The following is a 16878-nucleotide window of genomic DNA, read 5'->3' as shown; positions in this document are numbered from 1 at the left end:
CCTGTGGGGGCGGGCGTGCCCGCGAATGGGCCGCAAAGCGGCCCCGTCAGCGCCAGCGTGCAAGCACGTCAGGTAGTTGCGACAGGCGCTGGATCTCGGCGTCCGGCGCCTGATCGCCAGCCCAGGCCTTGCCTTGCGGGTTGAACCACACCGCCCGCAACCCGGCGCGCTGGGCACCGGCAATGTCATCGCCAGGGTGATCGCCGATGTGCACTGCCGCACCCGCGTCCACCTCGCCGCGGCGCAACGCTTCAAGGAATGGTGCAGGGTCTGGTTTGCCGATGCCCAGGTCCTCGGCGCACAGGGCAAAGCGGAAGTAATCCGCCAGCCCTAGCCGGCTGACGTCGGCATTGCCGTTGGTGACCACGCCCAGGATGTATTGATGGCGCAAGATTTCAAGCACCGGCTGCACCTCTGGGAAGATCTCCACCTGGTGGCGGGCATGCAGGAACACTTCGAAGCCTTCGTTGGCCAGCGCCTGTGCGTGCTGCTCGCTGTAGCCGACCTCTTCCAGAGCATGAAACAGCACGCGCCTGCGTAGGGCGCTGATGCGGTGCTTGAGGCCGGGCTCTGCTTGCACCAGGCGCTCGCGGATGGCGAACAGGTGTTCCACCGGCACACTGCCGAGGGTGGGTGCGTTGGCCTCGAGCCAGTCGCGCAGCACGACTTCCGCGGTAGCAATCACCGGCGCGGTGTCCCACAGGGTATCGTCGAGGTCGAAGGTGATCAGCTTGATGCTCATGAGTCTGTGCCTTTGCTGCGTTTGGCCCGAGGGTGGGCGCTGTCGTACACCGCGGCCAGGTGCTGGAAGTCCAGGTGGGTGTAGATTTGCGTCGTGCTGATGTCGGCGTGGCCGAGCATCTCCTGCACCGCGCGCAGGTCCTGGGATGATTCCAGCACATGGCTGGCGAAGGAATGGCGAAGCATGTGCGGGTGCAGGTGTTGGCCCAGCTCACGCTCACCGGCGGCCTTTACCCGCAGCCGAACTGCCTGGGGGCTGATGCGATTGCCCTGGCGGGTGATGAACACTGCACGGTCGCGTGGGTTGCCGATGCCGCGCAAGCGGTACCAGGCCTGCAACGCCTCGCGAGCCTTGCGACCCACCGGCAGTACGCGGGCTTTTCCACCCTTGCCCAGTACCTGCACCAGGCCGGCGGCGAGGTCGAGGTGATCAAGGTCGAGGTTGGTCAGTTCCGATAGGCGTAGGCCTGAGGAATAAAACAGCTCGAGGATCGCCTGGTCACGCCGGGCAATGAAGTCGTCGTCGACGCCACCATCGAGCAGCTGCAGTGCGCGATCGGTATCCAGTACCTTGGGCAGCCGACGCTCACCTTTGGGTGCGCTCAGGCCGGTGGCCGGGTCGTGCTGGCACAGGCCTTCGCGGTTGAGGTAACGGTACAGGCCGCGTACTGCCGACAGCAGGCGTGCCAGGCTGCGCGGGGACTGGCCATGGTGGTGCAAGCGGGCGATCAGCTGGCGCAGTTGCTGGATTTGCAGCGCCTGCCACTCGGCAATGCCGTGTTCTTTGCAGTAGGCGATGACTTTTTCCAGGTCGCGACGGTAGCCCAGCAAGGTGTGCTCCGACACCTGGCGCTCGTTGCGCAGGTGTGCGCAATAAGCCTCCAGCTGGCGTTTCATCAGCGTACCGAGCGCAGTGTCTGGGTAACGCGTGGCACAACGCGGCCGAGCACTTCGGCGATATAGCCGAGGAAAAGGGTGCCGACGCTGCTCTTGTAGTGTTGCGGGTCGCGGCTGCCGATGGCCAGAACCCCATGCAGCCCTTGGTACTCAAGAGCTGCCACGGCGCTGGAGCCTACTTCCCGGCGCTGTTCTTCACCGAACAGGAAAGCCAGTTCGTGCTCGCGCAGGTTGCCACTGACGGTCTTGCCACCGCCCAGCAGGGCACCGATGGCTTGCTGCGCCTCGGCATTGCTGACCCAGCGCCCCACCGGCGCGACGTTGTCGCCGAACAGGATCAGGCTGACGAAGGGCACCTGGAATTCCTGGCGCAGGCTGTCTTCGACCGCCATTACCACTTCTTCCAGGCTGCCGGCATCGAGCAGGTCAAGGATCAGCCGGCGGGTCTTGTCGAACAGCCGGTCGTTGTCGCGGGCCACGTCCATCAGTTGCGACAGGCGATGGCGCATTTCGATGTTGCGGTCACGCAGCAGCTTGAGCTGGCGTTCCACCAGCGACACGCTGTCTCCTCGCTGGTGCGGGATGTGCTGTTCGATCAGCAGCTCGTCGTGCTCGGCGAAGAAGGTGGGGTGGGCGCGCAGGTAGGCGACCACCGCTTCGGCATCGAGCTCGGCGGACTGCTTGGGTACAACCTTGGGCTGATCGGTCATGGCGGTTACTCGTTTAGAGACGAACCTGTCCTTCGTAGACGCGTACGGCCGGGCCGGTCATCATCACGGGCTTGCCGGGGCCGGCCCATTCGATGTGCAGGCGACCACCGGGCAGGTCGAGGGACACCGGGGAATCCATCCAGCCCTGGCTGATCGCCGCCACGGCTGCGGCGCAGGCGCCGGTGCCGCAAGCCTGGGTTTCGCCGGCGCCGCGTTCCCACACGCGCAGGTTGGCGCGGTGGCGGTCGATGACTTGAATGAAGCCGGCATTCACCCGCTGTGGGAAGCGTGGGTGGTTTTCGATCTTCGGGCCCAGCTCATGCACAGGCGCAGTAGACACGTCGTCGACACGCAGCACGGCGTGCGGGTTACCCATGGACACGGCGGCTATCGAGTACAACTGGCCGTCAACTTCCAGCGGGTAGCTTGGCGCCTGTGCGTCGGCGACAAAGGGAATTTCGGCAGGGATGAAGCGCGGCGGGCCCATGTTGACACTCACCTGGCCGTCGTTCTGCACGTCCAGCACGATGATGCCGCTCTTGGTTTCCACGCGGATGCGCTTTTTGGCGGTCAGGCGCTTGTCCAGCACAAAGCGGGCAAAGCAGCGCGCACCGTTGCCGCATTGCTCGACCTCGGAGCCGTCGGCGTTGAAGATGCGGTAGCGGAAGTCCACTTCCGGGTTGTTCGGCGCCTCGACGATCAGCAACTGGTCAAAGCCGATGCCGGTGTGACGGTCACCCCATTGCTTGGCGTGCTTGGGCTGAATGTGCGCGTGCTGGCTGACCAGGTCCAGGACCATGAAGTCGTTGCCCAGCCCATGCATCTTGGTAAAACGCAGCAGCATGGGCTTACTCCGGCAGCAGGCTTTCGCCAGCATACAGTTCGGCGACGGTCTCGCGGCGGCGTACTTCGAACGCCTGGTCGCCGTCGACCAGGATTTCAGCGCAACGGCCGCGGGTGTTGTAGTTGGAGCTCATGACAAAACCATAGGCGCCCGCGGACTCTACGGCCAGCAGGTCACCTTCGGCCAGGTTGAGTACGCGGTCCTTGCCGAGGAAGTCGCCAGTCTCGCAGATAGGGCCGACCAGGTCATAGGCACGGCCTTCGCCTGCACGTGGCTTGACCGCGCTGACACCCATCCAGGCCTGGTACAGGGCCGGGCGGATCAGGTCGTTCATCGCTGCATCGATGATCGCGAAGTCCTTGTGTTCGGTGTGCTTGAGGTATTCCACGCGGGTCAGCAGCACGCCAGCATTGGCGACGATGTAGCGGCCAGGCTCGAACACCAGGGCCAGGTCGCGCTCGCCCACGCGTTCGCGGATGGCCTTGATGTAGTCGGCCACCTGTGGTGGCTGTTCGTCGCGGTAGCGCACACCGACACCGCCACCCAGGTCCAGGTGGCGCAGGTGTATGCCGCACTCGGCCAGGCGGTCGACCAGCACCAGCAGGCGGTCGAGGGCGTCGAGGAATGGCTCGACGGTGGTCAGTTGCGAGCCGATGTGACAGTCGACACCGACCACTTCCAGGTTCGGTAGCTGTGCGGCGCGTACGTAGATGGCCTCGGCATCGGCAATGGCGATGCCGAACTTGTTTTCTTTAAGGCCGGTGGAGATGTACGGGTGAGTACCGGCATCGACGTCCGGGTTGACCCGCAGCGACACCGGGGCAACCTTGCCCATTTCGGCGGCGACTACTTGCAGGCGCTCCAGCTCGTCGGTGGATTCGACGTTGAAGCAGTGCACGCCAACTTCCAGGGCACGGCGCATGTCTTCACGGGTTTTGCCAACGCCGGAGAACACCACGCGGTCGGCACGCCCGCCAGCGGCCAGTACACGCTCCAGTTCACCACCGGAGACAATGTCAAAGCCTGCGCCCAGGCGCGCCAGCACGTTCAGCACGCCAAGGTTGGAGTTGGCCTTGACCGCGAAGCACACCAGGTGCTCGGTGCCTTGCAGGGCGTCTGCGTAGCTACGGTACTGGGCCTCGATGTGGGCGCGCGAGTACACATAGGTGGGGGTGCCGTAACGTTCAGCAATGGCCGACAGGGCCACGCCTTCCGCGAACAGCTCACCGTCGCGGTAGTTGAAAGCGTTCATCTGGTTTCCTTACTGCGCTGGCGACTGCTCGGACTCGGACTCGGACTGCAGCTCGGGCTGCTGTTCTTGTGCCGGGGCCGGCTTGGCTTTTGGCTGGTGCTGGTGCGACTTGTGCGCTTTGCCGTTATCGCCATCTTCAGGCAGATACAGCGGGCCTTTCTGGCCACAGGCCGAAACGAGGCAGGCAACAGCGACCAGCGCCGCGAAGGAGGAAATCAGGCGCTTCATGGGTGAAATCCTTAGAAAAATGCAGTATTGCGCCCGAGTATACCGAGCGACCGGCGGCTTGCCTATGCAAGGACCGGTCCGCCGGGCGGGCTATGCTTAGCCTCTGCGCAGCCCCCCGTAGGAGCGGGCTCGCCCGCGAAGAGGCCGGTGAACGCAACGGCTAAACCTTTGCATTCGGCGGCAAGCGCCCGTATCTTGCCCGGCTTGCCTGTAACGCAGCCAATTTCGAGGTTCCTGCAATGAGTTTGAGTGAAGCGCGTTTCCATGATCTGGTCGACGCGACCCAACAGGCCCTGGAAGATCTGTTCGACGAGAGCGGTCTGGACCTGGACATGGAGAACTCCGCCGGTGTCCTGACCGTCAAGTTCGAGGGCGGCGCCCAGCTGATCTTCAGCCGTCAGGAGCCATTGCGCCAGCTGTGGCTTGCCGACCGCTCCGGTGGTTTCCACTTCGATTACGACGAGGACAGCGGCAAGTGGGTGTGCGAAAAGAGCGAAGAGTTGCTGGGTGAAATGCTCGAGCGTATCGTCTGGGAGCGGGCCGGCGAGAAGCTGGACTTCGACGAAATCTGACATGAGTAGCGCCCAGGCCCGGCCGCCCAAGCCGCTTTACAGCAACGTCAGCCCTGCAGTGCCGTCACCGTGCATCAGCGTATGCCGGCTGGACGAACAGCGGGTGTGCACCGGTTGCCATCGGCATGTCGAGCACATTCGCGAATGGCGCTCGGCCGATGACGAACGGCGCCGGCAGATCTGCCGCGAGGCCCAGGTCTTGCGCGAGCAGGCTAAGGCACACTGAGCGCAGGGGCTTGAGTATTTGCCCGGCTGTGGTAGTGTCGGGTTCTGCGTCGGTGACGCCAAAGCCTTCTCAAACCCCGCCCTTGGGCGGGGTTTTGCTTTATTTGCACATTGAAAACTGCCTGTTCAAAGGAGTCTGACTGGATCATGAGCACCAAGCCTTCCCTCATCCTCACCCGATTGGACGTACAACGTCTGGAGCGTCTGATCGACAGCCTCGACGAGAGTACGCCGGGTGTGCTCGCCCTGCAGGACGAGCTTGACCGCGCCGAGCAGGTGGTCGGTCACGAGGAAGTGCCGGCGGGCGTGGTGACCATGAACTCGCGGGTGCACTGCCGTGAGGAAGCCAGCGGCAAGGACTACCACCTGACACTGGTGTACCCCAAGGATGCCGGGCCGGAAGGCAAGGTCTCGATCCTGGCGCCGATTGGCTGCGCTTTGCTGGGGCTGTCGGTGGGCGAGCAGATCGACTGGCCGGCACCGGGGGGCAAGACCCTCAAGCTGAAGCTGCTGGAAGTGGAGTACCAGCCGGAGGCGGCGGGCGATTACGACCTGTAAGGGCCAGGGGGCCGTTTCGCGGCCCGTTTGCAGCGCAAGGCTGTTGCTACAGAGAGATGCACTCTTTTGTCGCCGCCTTGTGCTGCGAGTTCAGGCGCCCTCCGCCAAAACCTGCTCCAACCCCTCATTCAAAGCCTGCTCCAGCACCCGCTTGTAGCTCAGGTAGGCCTGCGTTGCCCCCAGCCGGTCATCCAGCAACTCGGACAAATCCAGGTCGGTGATATAGCACCGGTACTGCGCTGTGCCACGGCGCTGACCGATGATCTGCCTGGCCACCACCGCATACAGCTGCTCACCATGTTCCAGCTCGGAAAACTCCTGCTGGTCGCAGTACAGCGTCACATGCGCCACGCCCGCTACACCCGCCTGGATAATCGCCTGTACCTCATAGTAAGGCTGGTCGCTGCCCTCGGCCGGGGCCAGGCGCGGCTCGATGTTGCGTGCCTTGCCTGGGCCGGTGGGCAGCAGCTGCGCGTAGTGGATATCCAGCCAGGCGGGTCGCAGGCTATCGAGGGGCAGGTGGGCATCGCGGCGCATCACCACCGAGCGCAGAAAACGTTGCAGTGGCAACAGCAGATGCGCTTCGTCATGCAGCGGCAGGCGTTGTTGCCACAATGCGTTGTATTCATCCAGCACATACACATCGGCCCAGCCGCCCTGCAGGCGGTAGAACACCTGAATGCAGGCTGGTCGGCCTTGCTCCAGCACCAGGCGCAGGTCGTGGTCCTGCAGCGCATTGGCATCCAGGTACAGCGGGCTGTAGGTGCCTCGCTCTTCGCCCAGGTAGGCCAGTAGCGCCTCATGCTCGGCCAGGGTCGTCAGGCTGACATGCTCGGGCAACAGCTCCAGCACATGGGTGTGGTGGGCCACTTGCAGCAGGTAGCGGTGGTGGAGCCCTTGATCCCGCAGCAGCTGGGCGGTGTCGAAAATTTCCTCTACGCGCTGGCCGATCGGCTGGGCGCGGCTTTGGCAGAAGCAGCGTACTCGCACCCTTGGCCGGTGGCCGCGCTGCGCCGGGCTGTTGAGGAAGTCGCGCAGGCAGCGCACCAGCGCGTGTTCACCGTCATAGCGCTGGACCAGCACCTCGTTCCAGCTGTTGACGGTGACCTGGTCCAGGGTCAGCACCAGGTTTTCGCGCACGCCAGCGTAGCTCAACGCGTCGGTGCGCTCTGTGGTCATCAAAACGTTCAGCTCGCGGTGGTGGCGCAGCGGGTCGACGCCGACGTTGACCAGCAACAACACCTCATCGGCAACGCTGGGCTGCAAAAGGCGCACTTCGCTGACGGTCGGCAAGGGCAGGGGGATACTTTGCCGCAGACAGCCCAGCAGGTTGAACAGCTCGAATTCCCCGAGGTCGCTGGCCCCTGGATGCAGCGCCATGCGGGTGCTGCTGTCGATCACTCCGTTGCGATGGGCCCAGGTCAGCAGTTCGAGTAGCTCGCGGCAGCGTTTGATCGGGCTGAAGTGCTGCACCTCATGGGTGCTCAGGTTGCCGCTGTACAGCTCCCAGTGGTAGCTGCCCGGCTCCTTGCGGTTGGGTGCCTGGACCAGCGTCAGGGTGCCTTCGGCGAGGTCAGGGGCGATGCCGGGGTTAATCACTTCGACCTTGCCGGCGCGGCGCTCGAAGGCTGCGTACAGGCGCCGGCCCAGCACATTGAGGTCGCGCTGGTCGGCGCGGCTGCTGGCGTTCTGGGTGCGAGCGAACTGGCTGAGGAAGCGATAACTGAGGTTAAGCTCGGCCACCAGCTCACGCCGCTCGACGGCAACCTGCTGCACTTTCCATTGGCTGCGGCTGTCCAGCAGGGCCAACTGGCGCTGGTCCCAGCCCCACTCGTCGGTCAGGCGCTGCAGCAGCCGGCGTTGCCAGCCATGGCTGCGGCCTTGGTCGCTGAGCTTCTTGTTCACCTTCAGGTACAGGCTGCGCCGTACCAGCTCCAGGCGCGCGGGTTCGCCGCGTTGCAGCAGGTAACGTTCGATGCGCCGGTAGACCATCACGTAGGGGTCCAGCTCGTCGAGGTCGAGCTGGTTGGCAAATACTGCCTGCTTGTAGTCCAGGCTCAGGCAGCGCACCGCAGGGTGTTCGCCGGCGTAGGCTTCGGTCAGCAGCAGTTTGAGCAGCGATTTGTAGGGCGAGTCGATGCCTTTGAACAATTGCCACAGGCCAGCGCCGACGAACTCACCGGGCGGAATGTGCGCCAGGTTGCCGAGGTCAAGGGCTTCCTGGCTGCGGATAAAGCGCTTGGACAGCAACGTCTGGGTGTAGCTGTAGTAATTGTGTTCCTCGTACACCGGTACCAGCCACCACAGCGGCGTACGCCCGGCCAGCCACAGGGTGGTGCGGTAGAACTCGTCCAGCAGCAGGTAGTGCTGGGTGGTGCCGCAGTCGTCGGAGCCGAGCTGGCCATCGCGCTGACCCTGGGCGAAGCCCTGTGTGTCGATCAGGAAAAAGTGTGCTTCGGCGCCCAGGCTTGCCGCCCAGGCCTCCAGCAGCTGGCACTTGCGGCGCAGCTCACCCAGCAGCTGTTCGGGCAAGCCGGGTGCATGGCACACCCACAGGTCCATGTCGCTGTGCTCGGCCTGCGCCAGCGAGCCCAGGCTGCCCATCAGGAACAGGCCGTGGATCGGGCGTGGCGGGTTGCCATGCTGGGCCTTGTAGGTGAACGAGCGGGCCAGGCGTTGGGCATCGGCCACCAACTCGGCGCTTGGCTCGTAAGCCGATACGCCCGCAGGGGTGCTGCCGGAGACGTAACCCGGCAATAGCGGGTGGTTCACGTGAAACAGCAGCGGCAGCAACGACAGTACCTGTTGCTGGCGCGTTGACAGGCCTTCCTTTGCCCGCTGCAGTCGGCCCTGGTTCAGATGCAGGAAGCGCGCACGCAATGTCGCCAGGACCTTGCGGTCGATGCCTTCGTCCAGGTCAGGGCGGATTTCGTGAGGGTGGTTCATTGCGCGCTCGGGCAGGCCATTGAAGCTGTGGCGAGTTTAGCCTGAGTGGCGGGGTCGGATAAGCGGTAATTGAAATTCTGGCGCCATTTTTCCAGCGCTGGCCTGCTCCAGCTTTCGCTGCGCTTCAGGCATGATGGGCGCATTGAGTTCATGTAGAGAGTGTCCAATGCGTGTATGGATCGATGCCGACGCCTGCCCCAAGGCGGCCAAGGATCTGATCGTCAAGTTCGCCCTCAAGCGCAAGTTCGAGGTGGTGATGGTGGCGGGGCAGGCGGTGGCCAAGCCGGCGTTCGCGATCGTGCGTCTGATCGTGGTGCCCAGCGGCATGGATGCGGCCGACGATTACATTGTGGAGCACGCCGTGCCTGGCGAGCTGGTGATCTGCAGTGACGTGCCGCTGGCCGACCGCCTGGTGAAAAAGGGCGTGGCCGCACTGGACCCGCGTGGGCGTGAGTTCGACGAGCGCAACATGGGCGACCGCCTGGCGGCGCGCAACCTGTTCACCGAGCTGCGTGAGCAGGGGCAGGTGGGGGGCGGGCAGGCGGCCTATGGCGAACGTGAGAAACAGGCGTTTGCCAATGCACTGGACCGGATCATTGCCCGCCTCTCGAAAAGCTGAGCGCTGACACGGTTCCTGTCGGCGACAGCCCAGCGTGGCGCGGTGGATGGTACCGGCTTTGCCGGTGTTCGCGGGTGAACCCGCTCCTACAGGTGATCGCGCAGGCTTTTCATGAGTTGCCCCCACAGGTACCGCGTGACCTTGAAGCCTGCGCTGGACCTGTGGGAGCGGGCATGCCCGCGAAGAAGCCAACGCAGTAACTTACTCGTGCGTCAGCTCCAGCACTCGGTCTACCAGCTTGTAGATCCCGCCCGCCGCCTCGCTGATCGACTTGGCCTCCATGTACGCCGGGGTCGTCACGAGCTTGCGCTGGGTGTCTTCGACAATGTCGTGTACATCGCACGCTTCATGGGTGCCGCCCATCTTCTCGACAGCCGCCGCAGTGCCGGCATCGCTGCCGATGGTGCAGACCACGCCCGGCCCGTAGATCTTCGCCGCAAGCGCCGGCGAGATGCAGATCAGGCCAACGGGTTTGCAGGCGTCGGCAAAGGCTTCGGCCAAGGCCAGCACGTCTGGGTTCACGCTGCAGTTGGCGCCTTCCACGGCAAAGTTGGACAGGTTTTTAGCCACCCCGAAACCGCCCGGCACGATCAGTGCGTCGAAGTCTTCGGCCTTGGCTTCACGGATATCCTTGACCTCGCCGCGAGCAATGCGCGCCGACTCCACCAGCACATTGCGCGATGCGGGCATTTCTTCGCCGGTCAGATGGTTGATTACATGCATCTGTGCGATGTTCGGCGCGAAGCACTGCACCTGCGCACCGCGCTGGTCGAGGCGCAGCAGCGTGATCACGCTTTCGTGGATTTCGGCGCCGTCATACACGCCACAGCCGGAAAGAATCACCGCTACTTTTTTTGTCATGCTCATTACTCCAGTGTCGAGGCGCTAAATGTCCTCTAGTTTGGCAGATGTCGCCATAGGGATTCCTGCGGGGGCGGCCTAATCTTGGTGGATAACGCCTGAGGTCGCGCCCATGGACCTGATACTGCTGGCCGTGCCGTTCTTTTTTGTGCTGATAGCCGTAGAGCTGGTCGCCGACCGCGTGCGCGGCCAGCACAACTTCACCCTGGCCGACTCGATCAACAGCCTGAGTACCGGCGCACTGTCGACCAGTACCGGCCTGCTGACCAAAGGCGTAGGGCTGGTCGCCTATGCTCTGGTCTTCGAGCACCTGGCGCTGTTGCATTTGCCGGCGCAGGCAGGGTGGGTCTGGTTGCTGGCCTTTGTCCTGTACGACTTCTGCTACTACTGGCTGCACCGCCTGGGGCATGAGCGCAACGTACTGTGGGCTGCGCACTCGGTGCATCACCAGAGCGAGGAGTACAACCTCACCACGGCGCTGCGCCAGACCAGTAGCGGGTTCCTCTTCTCGTGGTTGTTCTACCTGCCGCTGGCGCTGCTGGGTGTGCCGCCACTGGTGTTCATCACCGTCGCCTCGCTCAACCTGCTGTATCAGTTCTGGGTGCATACCCGGCATATCCCTAAACTTGGCTGGCTGGAGTGGGTGTTGATCACGCCGTCCAATCATCGCGTCCACCATGCGCAAAACCCTGCTTACTTGGATCGCAATTACGGTGGTGTGTTCATTCTCTGGGACCGTCTGTTCGGCACGTTCAAGGAGGAGGACCCGGCCGAGCCGGTGGTGTTCGGGGTGACCACGCCGCTGGCCAGCTGGAACCCGCTATGGGCCAACCTGCAGTTCTATGCCCAGCTCTGGCGCGACGCCCGGCGCACCACCAGCCTGTGGGACAAGCTGCGTATCTGGTTCATGCCTACCGGCTGGCGCCCGGCCGATGTGGCCGCACGCTACCCACAGGCCAAACAGGACTTGGCGCTTTTTCGCAAGTTTGAGATTGCCCTGGGGCGCGGGCAGCAAGCCTATGTGGCGGCGCAGTTCGTGGTTTATGTGGCCTTGGGCAGCTACCTGATGGACGTGGCCGACCGCGTGCCGGCCGCCGCGCTGGTGCTCGGCTGGTCACTGATGGCGTTTGGTTTGTTCGTGCTGGGCGCGTTGCTGGAGAACCGGCCCTGGTCTGCACGCCTGGAGCTGGCGCGGTTGTGTCTGAATGCGCCGGCATTGTACCTGGCCGGCGCCTTGGGCTTAGCGGTGGTCGCGCCGCTGGCCTGGTTTCTGCTCGTGGCTTACAGCCTGCTCAGCCTCTGGGGGCTGGGCCTGGCTCGCCGCCCTGCGCTCCGCGCGCAGAGTACGGAAGCGCCGGCGCAGCCACAGCAGGCCGCCCAGCGCCACCAGGCCGCCAAGCACCCATAGCTCGTAACGTTTGACGTTGCCCAGCAAGCCTTCGAGGATGGCGCCGAAGTGGTAGGCGGCGGCGCCCAGGGCCACTGCCCAGATGCCCGCGCCAATCCCGTTCAGCAGCAGGTAGCGACGTGGCGGGTAACCCGACAGGCCGATGGCCACCGGCATGACCGTGCGCAAACCATAGACAAAGCGGAAGCTCAGCACCCAGATATCGGGGTGGCGGCGGATATGGTCCAGCGCCCGGTCGCCCATTGCCTGCCAGCGCGGCTTGCGCGCCAGGATCCTGCGCCCGTGGCGTCGGCCCATGAAGTACCACAACTGGTCGCCCGCGTAGCTGCCGAAGAAGGCCACCAGGCACACCAGATTGATATCCATGTAACCGCGGAACGCAAGGAACCCCGCAAGCACCAGAATGGTCTCGCCTTCAAAGAAGGTGCCTAGAAAAAGGGCGAAGTAGCCGAAATCCTGCAGGAATTGTTGAAGCATTTTCTGAGGTGCTGGCGAAATGAACGCGCAGCCTACCCCTTCGCGCGCGTTCGTGAAAGTGTCCAAATGTGTCTCGACGTGAACAATTCCAGCGCAGACAATGCCAGAGGCCCCTTGCCACGGCTTGCCCATATGTGTAACACGGGCGTCATAATGGGCGCTTATCTTGCCGCTCAATAGATGATAGGGCGTTAACGTCCTCAGGAACGCCAGATGAATAATGAAGTGCTAAGCCCTGTCGCGATCAAGGATGCTCAGGAGCTCCCAGAAGAGATGCTGCAGACCCCGCCAGACCTGCCTCCGGCGGCTGAGCCTGTAGCGGAGCCGGTGGCCGAGCCTGTAGCTCCGGTGCCTGCGCCGTCCCCGGCCATCGCCGTCCCTGGCCTGGACGACAGCAGCCTGTACATTCATCGCGAACTCTCGCAACTGCAGTTCAATATCCGGGTGCTGGAGCAGGCACTGGATGAGAGCTATCCGCTGCTGGAACGCCTCAAGTTCCTGTTGATCTTCTCCAGCAACCTCGACGAGTTCTTTGAGATTCGTGTCGCAGGCCTGAAGAAGCAGATCAACTTCGCCCGTGAACAGGCCGGCGCCGATGGCCTGCAGCCGCACCAGGCGCTGGCGCGTATCAGCGAACTGGTGCACATCGAGGTAGAGCGCCAGTACGCGATCCTCAACGACGTGCTGCTGCCAGAGCTGGAAAAGCACCAGATCCGCTTCATCCGCCGCCGCTACTGGACACCCAAGCTCAAGACCTGGGTACGCCGCTACTTCCGCGACGAAATTGCCCCGATCATTACCCCGATTGGCCTCGACCCGACTCACCCGTTCCCGCTGCTGGTGAACAAGAGCCTCAACTTCATCGTTGAGCTCGAGGGGGTGGACGCCTTCGGTCGCGACTCGGGCCTGGCGATCATTCCGGCGCCACGCCTGCTGCCGCGGGTTATTCGCGTGCCGGAAGAGGTGGGCGGCCCGGGCGCAAACTACGTGTTCCTGTCGTCGATGATCCACGCGCACGCCGACGACCTGTTCCAGGGCATGAAGGTGAAAGGCTGCTATCAGTTCCGTCTGACGCGCAACGCCGACCTGGCGCTGGACTCTGAAGAGGTCGACGACCTGGCCCGTGCGCTGCGCGGCGAGCTGTTCTCGCGCCGCTACGGTGACGCCGTGCGCCTGGAAGTGGCCGACACCTGCCCGAAACACCTGTCGGACTACCTGTTGAAGCAGTTCAGCCTCAGCGAAAGTGAGCTGTACCAGGTCAATGGCCCGGTCAACCTCACCCGCCTGTTCAGCATCACCGGCCTGGACAGCCACCCGGAGCTGCAATACACACCGTTCACCCCGGCGATCCCCAAGCTGCTGGCGAACGCTGACAACATTTTCAGTGTGATCAGCAAGCAGGACATCCTGCTGATGCACCCGTTCGAGTCCTTCACGCCAGTGGTCGACCTGCTGCGCCAGGCCGCCAAGGACCCGCACGTGCTCGCCGTGCGCCAGACTCTGTACCGCTCGGGGGCTAACTCGGAAATCGTCGACGCCCTGGTGGACGCAGCGCGTAACGGCAAGGAGGTCACTGCGGTGATCGAGTTGCGTGCGCGCTTTGACGAAGAGTCCAATCTGCAGATGGCCAGCCGCCTGCAAGCGGCCGGTGCGGTAGTGATCTACGGTGTGGTCGGGTTCAAGACCCACGCCAAGATGATGCTGATTCTGCGCCGCGAGCAGGGCGAGATCGTGCGTTATGCGCACCTGGGTACCGGTAACTACCACGCCGGCAACGCCCGCCTGTACACCGACTACAGCCTGCTGACCTCTGACGATGCGCTCACCGAAGACGTCGGCAAGCTGTTCAGCCAGTTGATCGGCATGGGCAAGACCTTGCGCATGAAGAAGCTGCTGCATGCCCCGTTCACCCTGAAAAAGGGCATGCTCGACATGATCGCGCGGGAAACCCAGTTTGCCCTTGAAGGCAAGCCGGCGCACATCATCGCCAAGTTCAACTCGCTGACCGACGCCAAAGTCATCAAGGCGCTGTACAAGGCCAGCCAGTCGGGCGTGAAAATCGACTTGGTGGTGCGTGGCATGTGCTGTCTGCGCCCGGGCATTCCGGGGGTTTCGCACAACATCCAGGTGCGCTCGATCATTGGCCGCTTCCTCGAGCACACGCGGGTGTTCTACTTCCTCAATGGCGGCGAAGAGCAGATCTTCCTGTCTAGCGCCGACTGGATGGAGCGCAACCTCGACAAGCGTGTCGAGACCTGCTTCCCGGTGGAAGGCAAGAAACTGTTGCTGCGGGTGAAGAAGGAGCTGGAAGGCTACCTGACCGACAATACCCACGCCTGGACCTTGCAGCCGGACGGGCGCTACGTGCGCAGCACCCCGACCGGCAACCAGAACCCGCGCAGCGTTCAGGCGACCTTGCTGGAGCGCCTGAGCAACCCGGTCCTCAACGTACGCTGAGGACGAAGCCGACCCGGGCCAGCCACTCCGCCTCGTTGGCGAAGTCGGCCTGGGTCAGCTGGTTCTGCTCCAGCCAACCGTCAGGGAAGGCTACATCCAGGCTGTTGTCCCCGCCGTGCAGTTCTACCTTTGGCATTTGCTGAGTGCCGCGGATGTGGTGGAACAGGATGGCAAAGCGCAGCAGCACGCACAGGCGCAGCAGCTTGACCCCTTCATCACCCAGTTCGGCGTAACGGTCCTTGGGGATGTTGCGGCGGTGGCCGCGTACCAGCAGGGCCATCATCTGCTGATCTTCCCGGGAAAAGCCTGCCAGGTCCGAGTGCTCGATCAGATAGGCGCCGTGCTTGTGGTAGTGATAATGGGCAATGTCCAGCCCGATTTCGTGCACTTTCGCGGCCCAGCCCAGTAGATCGCGCCAGTTTCCGTCTTTCAGGTTCCAAGCGTCGGCCACCTGGTCGAATGCGTGCAATGCCTTGCGCTCGACGCGCGCAGCCTGGCCCTGGTCCACGTGATAGCGCTCCATCAGCGAGTTCAGGGTGCGTTCGCGCACGTCTTCGTGGTGGTGGCGGCCAAGCAGATCGAACAGCACACCTTCGCGCAGGGCGCCGTCGCAGTGGTCCATGCGGTTCAGTTCAAGGGCATCGAAGATCGCTTCGAGAATCGCCAAGCCCGCCGGGAAGATAGTGCGGCGGTCTGGCTTGACGCCGTCGAAGTCGATCTTGTCGACCTCGCCCAGCTTGAACAGCTTGCGTTTGACCCAGGCCAGGCCTTCGGCGTTGACCTCGCCATTGCCCAGGCCACCGGCCTTGATGGCAGCGCCGATGGCGCGAATGGTGCCGGATGAGCCGATGGCCTCATCCCAGGTCAGGCGGTGCAGGGCATTTTCGATGCTCATCAGTTCCAGGCGCGCGGCCGTGTAGGCCTGGGCATAGCGGGCCGGGGTGATCTTGCCGTCGCGGAAGTAACGCTGGGTAAAGCTCACGCAACCCATCTGCAGGCTTTCACGCAGCAGCGGCTCGAAGCGCTGGCCGATGATGAACTCGGTACTGCCGCCGCCGATGTCGGCCACCAGGCGCTTGCCGGGGGTGTCGGCCAGGGTGTGCGACACGCCCAGGTAGATCAGGCGCGCCTCTTCACGGCCAGAGATGACCTCCACCGGGTGGCCGAGGATGGCTTCGGCGCGCTGGATGAATTCGTTACGATTGCGCGCTTCGCGCAAGGCGTTGGTACCGACGATACGCACGGCGCCTGCCGGCATGCCGTTGATCAGCTGGGAAAAGCGCTTGAGGCAATCCAGGCCCCTTTCCATTGCCTCTTCACTGAGCATGCGCTCTTCGTCGATGCCGGCGGCCAGTTGAACCTTCTCGCCGAGCCGCTCAAGGATACGGATTTCGGTATGGTGGGCCTTGGCCACGACCATGTGAAAACTGTTGGAGCCAAGGTCGATGGCGGCGATCAGGGACAGGTTCTTCGCGATGGTATGCGGCATGATCTGGTTGTTCTCGGTCGTTAACCTGGCAATCGTGCCACGATAGCAGGCTATCGCCAACGCGTGACACTCAGCCGTTGTACTGGCCTTGATGCAAGGCAATGTGCCATTCGATTCTATGACGGCCATATGACAGTTTCGATTCGCGGCGTCTTGCGCAACTATAGTTACACTCAATCGTCCGTGGCTTCCTGTCCGGCGTAGGTGCGGCTATCATGGGCCACGTTTTTTGCTTACGACCCTGGAGATATCCATGAGCAGCGATCTGATCAAACATGTCACCGACGCCTCCTTCGAAGCCGATGTCCTGAAGGCCGAAGGCGCGGTACTGGTCGACTACTGGGCTGAATGGTGCGGTCCATGCAAGATGATCGCTCCGGTTCTGGACGACATCGCTTCCACCTACGAGGGCAAACTGACCGTCGCCAAGCTGAACATCGACGAGAACCAGGAAACCCCGGCCAAGCACGGTGTGCGTGGTATCCCGACGCTGATGCTGTTCAAGAACGGCAACGTCGAAGCCACCAAGGTTGGTGCACTGTCCAAATCGCAGCTGGCCGCATTCCTCGACGCCCACCTGTGATGTGAAAAGGC

At 63.3% G+C, this 16878-nt stretch carries 16 protein-coding genes and 1 pseudogene; 7 read left to right on the top strand and 10 right to left on the bottom strand.

Annotation, left to right across the window (positions count from 1 at the left end):
• Positions 1-46: 46 nt before the first annotated feature.
• The 6 genes from ACK59Z_RS00515 to lptM are packed head-to-tail and all read right to left on the bottom strand — an operon-like array spanning position 47 to position 4672.
• Positions 47-742 carry an HAD family hydrolase gene (locus ACK59Z_RS00515; protein ID WP_003253644.1) on the bottom strand — a complete coding sequence of 232 codons (696 nt, stop codon included), beginning with the start codon at positions 740-742 and terminating at the stop codon, positions 47-49.
• Entirely contained in the window at positions 739-1638 is a 900-nt protein-coding gene (gene xerC / locus ACK59Z_RS00510; protein ID WP_003253645.1) for a tyrosine recombinase XerC, read from the bottom strand. Before xerC ends, ACK59Z_RS00515 begins: the two co-directional genes overlap by 4 nt.
• Entirely contained in the window at positions 1638-2348 is a 711-nt protein-coding gene (locus ACK59Z_RS00505; RefSeq protein WP_003253646.1) for a DUF484 family protein, read from the bottom strand. The genes xerC and ACK59Z_RS00505 overlap by 1 nt, the downstream gene beginning before the upstream one ends.
• Before the next feature lie 13 nt (positions 2349-2361).
• Positions 2362-3192: a diaminopimelate epimerase gene (gene dapF, locus ACK59Z_RS00500; protein ID WP_014754812.1), complete on the bottom strand. Its 831-nt coding sequence runs from the start codon at positions 3190-3192 to the stop codon at positions 2362-2364.
• Positions 3193-3196: 4 nt separating this feature from the next.
• Positions 3197-4444 carry a diaminopimelate decarboxylase gene (gene lysA / locus ACK59Z_RS00495; protein ID WP_003253648.1) on the bottom strand — a complete coding sequence of 416 codons (1248 nt, stop codon included), beginning with the start codon at positions 4442-4444 and terminating at the stop codon, positions 3197-3199.
• A 9-nt stretch (positions 4445-4453) separates the two neighbouring features.
• Positions 4454-4672, bottom strand: coding sequence for an LPS translocon maturation chaperone LptM (lptM, locus tag ACK59Z_RS00490; protein WP_108191106.1), 219 nt, complete (start codon positions 4670-4672; stop codon positions 4454-4456).
• 239 nt (positions 4673-4911) lie between these two features.
• On the opposite strand from lptM, the gene cyaY reads away from it, so the two are divergent.
• The 3 genes from cyaY (at position 4912) to rnk (ending at position 6027) form a co-directional block, all read left to right on the top strand.
• Positions 4912-5244, top strand: coding sequence for an iron donor protein CyaY (gene cyaY, locus ACK59Z_RS00485; RefSeq protein WP_004575827.1), 333 nt, complete (start codon positions 4912-4914; stop codon positions 5242-5244).
• A 1-nt stretch (position 5245) separates the two neighbouring features.
• Complete coding sequence (locus tag ACK59Z_RS00480) at positions 5246-5470, top strand: DUF1289 domain-containing protein (RefSeq protein WP_003253651.1); 225 nt, start codon at positions 5246-5248, stop codon at positions 5468-5470.
• Between the two features lie 146 nt (positions 5471-5616).
• Positions 5617-6027: a nucleoside diphosphate kinase regulator gene (rnk, locus tag ACK59Z_RS00475; protein WP_003253652.1), complete on the top strand. Its 411-nt coding sequence runs from the start codon at positions 5617-5619 to the stop codon at positions 6025-6027.
• A gap of 90 nt (positions 6028-6117) precedes the next feature.
• Here rnk and ACK59Z_RS00470 read toward each other — a convergent pair whose 3' ends face one another.
• Positions 6118-8973, bottom strand: a complete 2856-nt coding sequence (locus tag ACK59Z_RS00470) for a class I adenylate cyclase (protein ID WP_108191107.1) — start codon at positions 8971-8973, stop codon at positions 6118-6120.
• Positions 8974-9139: 166 nt separating this feature from the next.
• Between ACK59Z_RS00470 and ACK59Z_RS00465 the strand changes: the two genes are divergently transcribed.
• Positions 9140-9592 (top strand): YaiI/YqxD family protein, encoded by a 453-nt coding sequence (locus ACK59Z_RS00465; RefSeq protein WP_003253654.1) that lies wholly within the window; start codon positions 9140-9142, stop codon positions 9590-9592.
• Between the two features lie 201 nt (positions 9593-9793).
• Here the strand turns inward: ACK59Z_RS00465 and elbB are convergent, their stop codons facing one another.
• Entirely contained in the window at positions 9794-10453 is a 660-nt protein-coding gene (gene elbB / locus ACK59Z_RS00460; protein WP_409292058.1) for an isoprenoid biosynthesis glyoxalase ElbB, read from the bottom strand.
• A 112-nt stretch (positions 10454-10565) separates the two neighbouring features.
• Here elbB and ACK59Z_RS00455 point away from each other — a divergent pair.
• Positions 10566-11192 (top strand): annotated as a pseudogene (locus tag ACK59Z_RS00455) (sterol desaturase family protein); the annotation flags it as partial.
• 501 nt (positions 11193-11693) lie between these two features.
• Here ACK59Z_RS00455 and ACK59Z_RS00450 read toward each other — a convergent pair.
• Positions 11694-12338 (bottom strand): DedA family protein, encoded by a 645-nt coding sequence (locus ACK59Z_RS00450; RefSeq protein ID WP_012054060.1) that lies wholly within the window; start codon positions 12336-12338, stop codon positions 11694-11696.
• A gap of 213 nt (positions 12339-12551) precedes the next feature.
• Here ACK59Z_RS00450 and ppk1 point away from each other — a divergent pair, with 213 nt between their 5' ends.
• Positions 12552-14795 carry a polyphosphate kinase 1 gene (ppk1, locus tag ACK59Z_RS00445; protein WP_108191109.1) on the top strand — a complete coding sequence of 748 codons (2244 nt, stop codon included), beginning with the start codon at positions 12552-12554 and terminating at the stop codon, positions 14793-14795.
• Here ppk1 and ppx read toward each other — a convergent pair.
• Positions 14782-16284, bottom strand: a complete 1503-nt coding sequence (ppx, locus tag ACK59Z_RS00440) for an exopolyphosphatase (protein WP_003253659.1) — start codon at positions 16282-16284, stop codon at positions 14782-14784. The genes ppk1 and ppx overlap by 14 nt on opposite strands.
• Positions 16285-16537: 253 nt before the next feature.
• On the opposite strand from ppx, the gene trxA reads away from it, so the two are divergent.
• Positions 16538-16867 carry a thioredoxin TrxA gene (trxA, locus tag ACK59Z_RS00435; RefSeq protein WP_003253660.1) on the top strand — a complete coding sequence of 110 codons (330 nt, stop codon included), beginning with the start codon at positions 16538-16540 and terminating at the stop codon, positions 16865-16867.
• The last annotated feature ends 11 nt before the right edge of the window (positions 16868-16878 follow it).

The organism is Pseudomonas sp. KCJK9058 (genome assembly GCF_046230975.1).
GTDB classification, from domain to species: Bacteria; Pseudomonadota; Gammaproteobacteria; order Pseudomonadales; family Pseudomonadaceae; genus Aquipseudomonas; species Aquipseudomonas alloputida.
Note: the sequence above shows the minus strand (reverse complement) of the source record. Positions and strands in the feature narration are given on the sequence as shown.

Coding starts and splice junctions, on each gene's coding strand:
- ACK59Z_RS00515 (WP_003253644.1), bottom strand. CDS start 742: ATGAGCATCAAGCTGATCACCTTCGACCTCGACGATACCCTGTGGGAC.
- xerC (WP_003253645.1), bottom strand. CDS start 1,638: ATGAAACGCCAGCTGGAGGCTTATTGCGCACACCTGCGCAACGAGCGC.
- ACK59Z_RS00505 (WP_003253646.1), bottom strand. CDS start 2,348: ATGACCGATCAGCCCAAGGTTGTACCCAAGCAGTCCGCCGAGCTCGAT.
- dapF (WP_014754812.1), bottom strand. CDS start 3,192: ATGCTGCTGCGTTTTACCAAGATGCATGGGCTGGGCAACGACTTCATG.
- lysA (WP_003253648.1), bottom strand. CDS start 4,444: ATGAACGCTTTCAACTACCGCGACGGTGAGCTGTTCGCGGAAGGCGTG.
- lptM (WP_108191106.1), bottom strand. CDS start 4,672: ATGAAGCGCCTGATTTCCTCCTTCGCGGCGCTGGTCGCTGTTGCCTGC.
- cyaY (WP_004575827.1), top strand. CDS start 4,912: ATGAGTTTGAGTGAAGCGCGTTTCCATGATCTGGTCGACGCGACCCAA.
- ACK59Z_RS00480 (WP_003253651.1), top strand. CDS start 5,246: ATGAGTAGCGCCCAGGCCCGGCCGCCCAAGCCGCTTTACAGCAACGTC.
- rnk (WP_003253652.1), top strand. CDS start 5,617: ATGAGCACCAAGCCTTCCCTCATCCTCACCCGATTGGACGTACAACGT.
- ACK59Z_RS00470 (WP_108191107.1), bottom strand. CDS start 8,973: ATGAACCACCCTCACGAAATCCGCCCTGACCTGGACGAAGGCATCGAC.
- ACK59Z_RS00465 (WP_003253654.1), top strand. CDS start 9,140: ATGCGTGTATGGATCGATGCCGACGCCTGCCCCAAGGCGGCCAAGGAT.
- elbB (WP_409292058.1), bottom strand. CDS start 10,453: ATGACAAAAAAAGTAGCGGTGATTCTTTCCGGCTGTGGCGTGTATGAC.
- ACK59Z_RS00450 (WP_012054060.1), bottom strand. CDS start 12,338: ATGCTTCAACAATTCCTGCAGGATTTCGGCTACTTCGCCCTTTTTCTA.
- ppk1 (WP_108191109.1), top strand. CDS start 12,552: ATGAATAATGAAGTGCTAAGCCCTGTCGCGATCAAGGATGCTCAGGAG.
- ppx (WP_003253659.1), bottom strand. CDS start 16,284: ATGCCGCATACCATCGCGAAGAACCTGTCCCTGATCGCCGCCATCGAC.
- trxA (WP_003253660.1), top strand. CDS start 16,538: ATGAGCAGCGATCTGATCAAACATGTCACCGACGCCTCCTTCGAAGCC.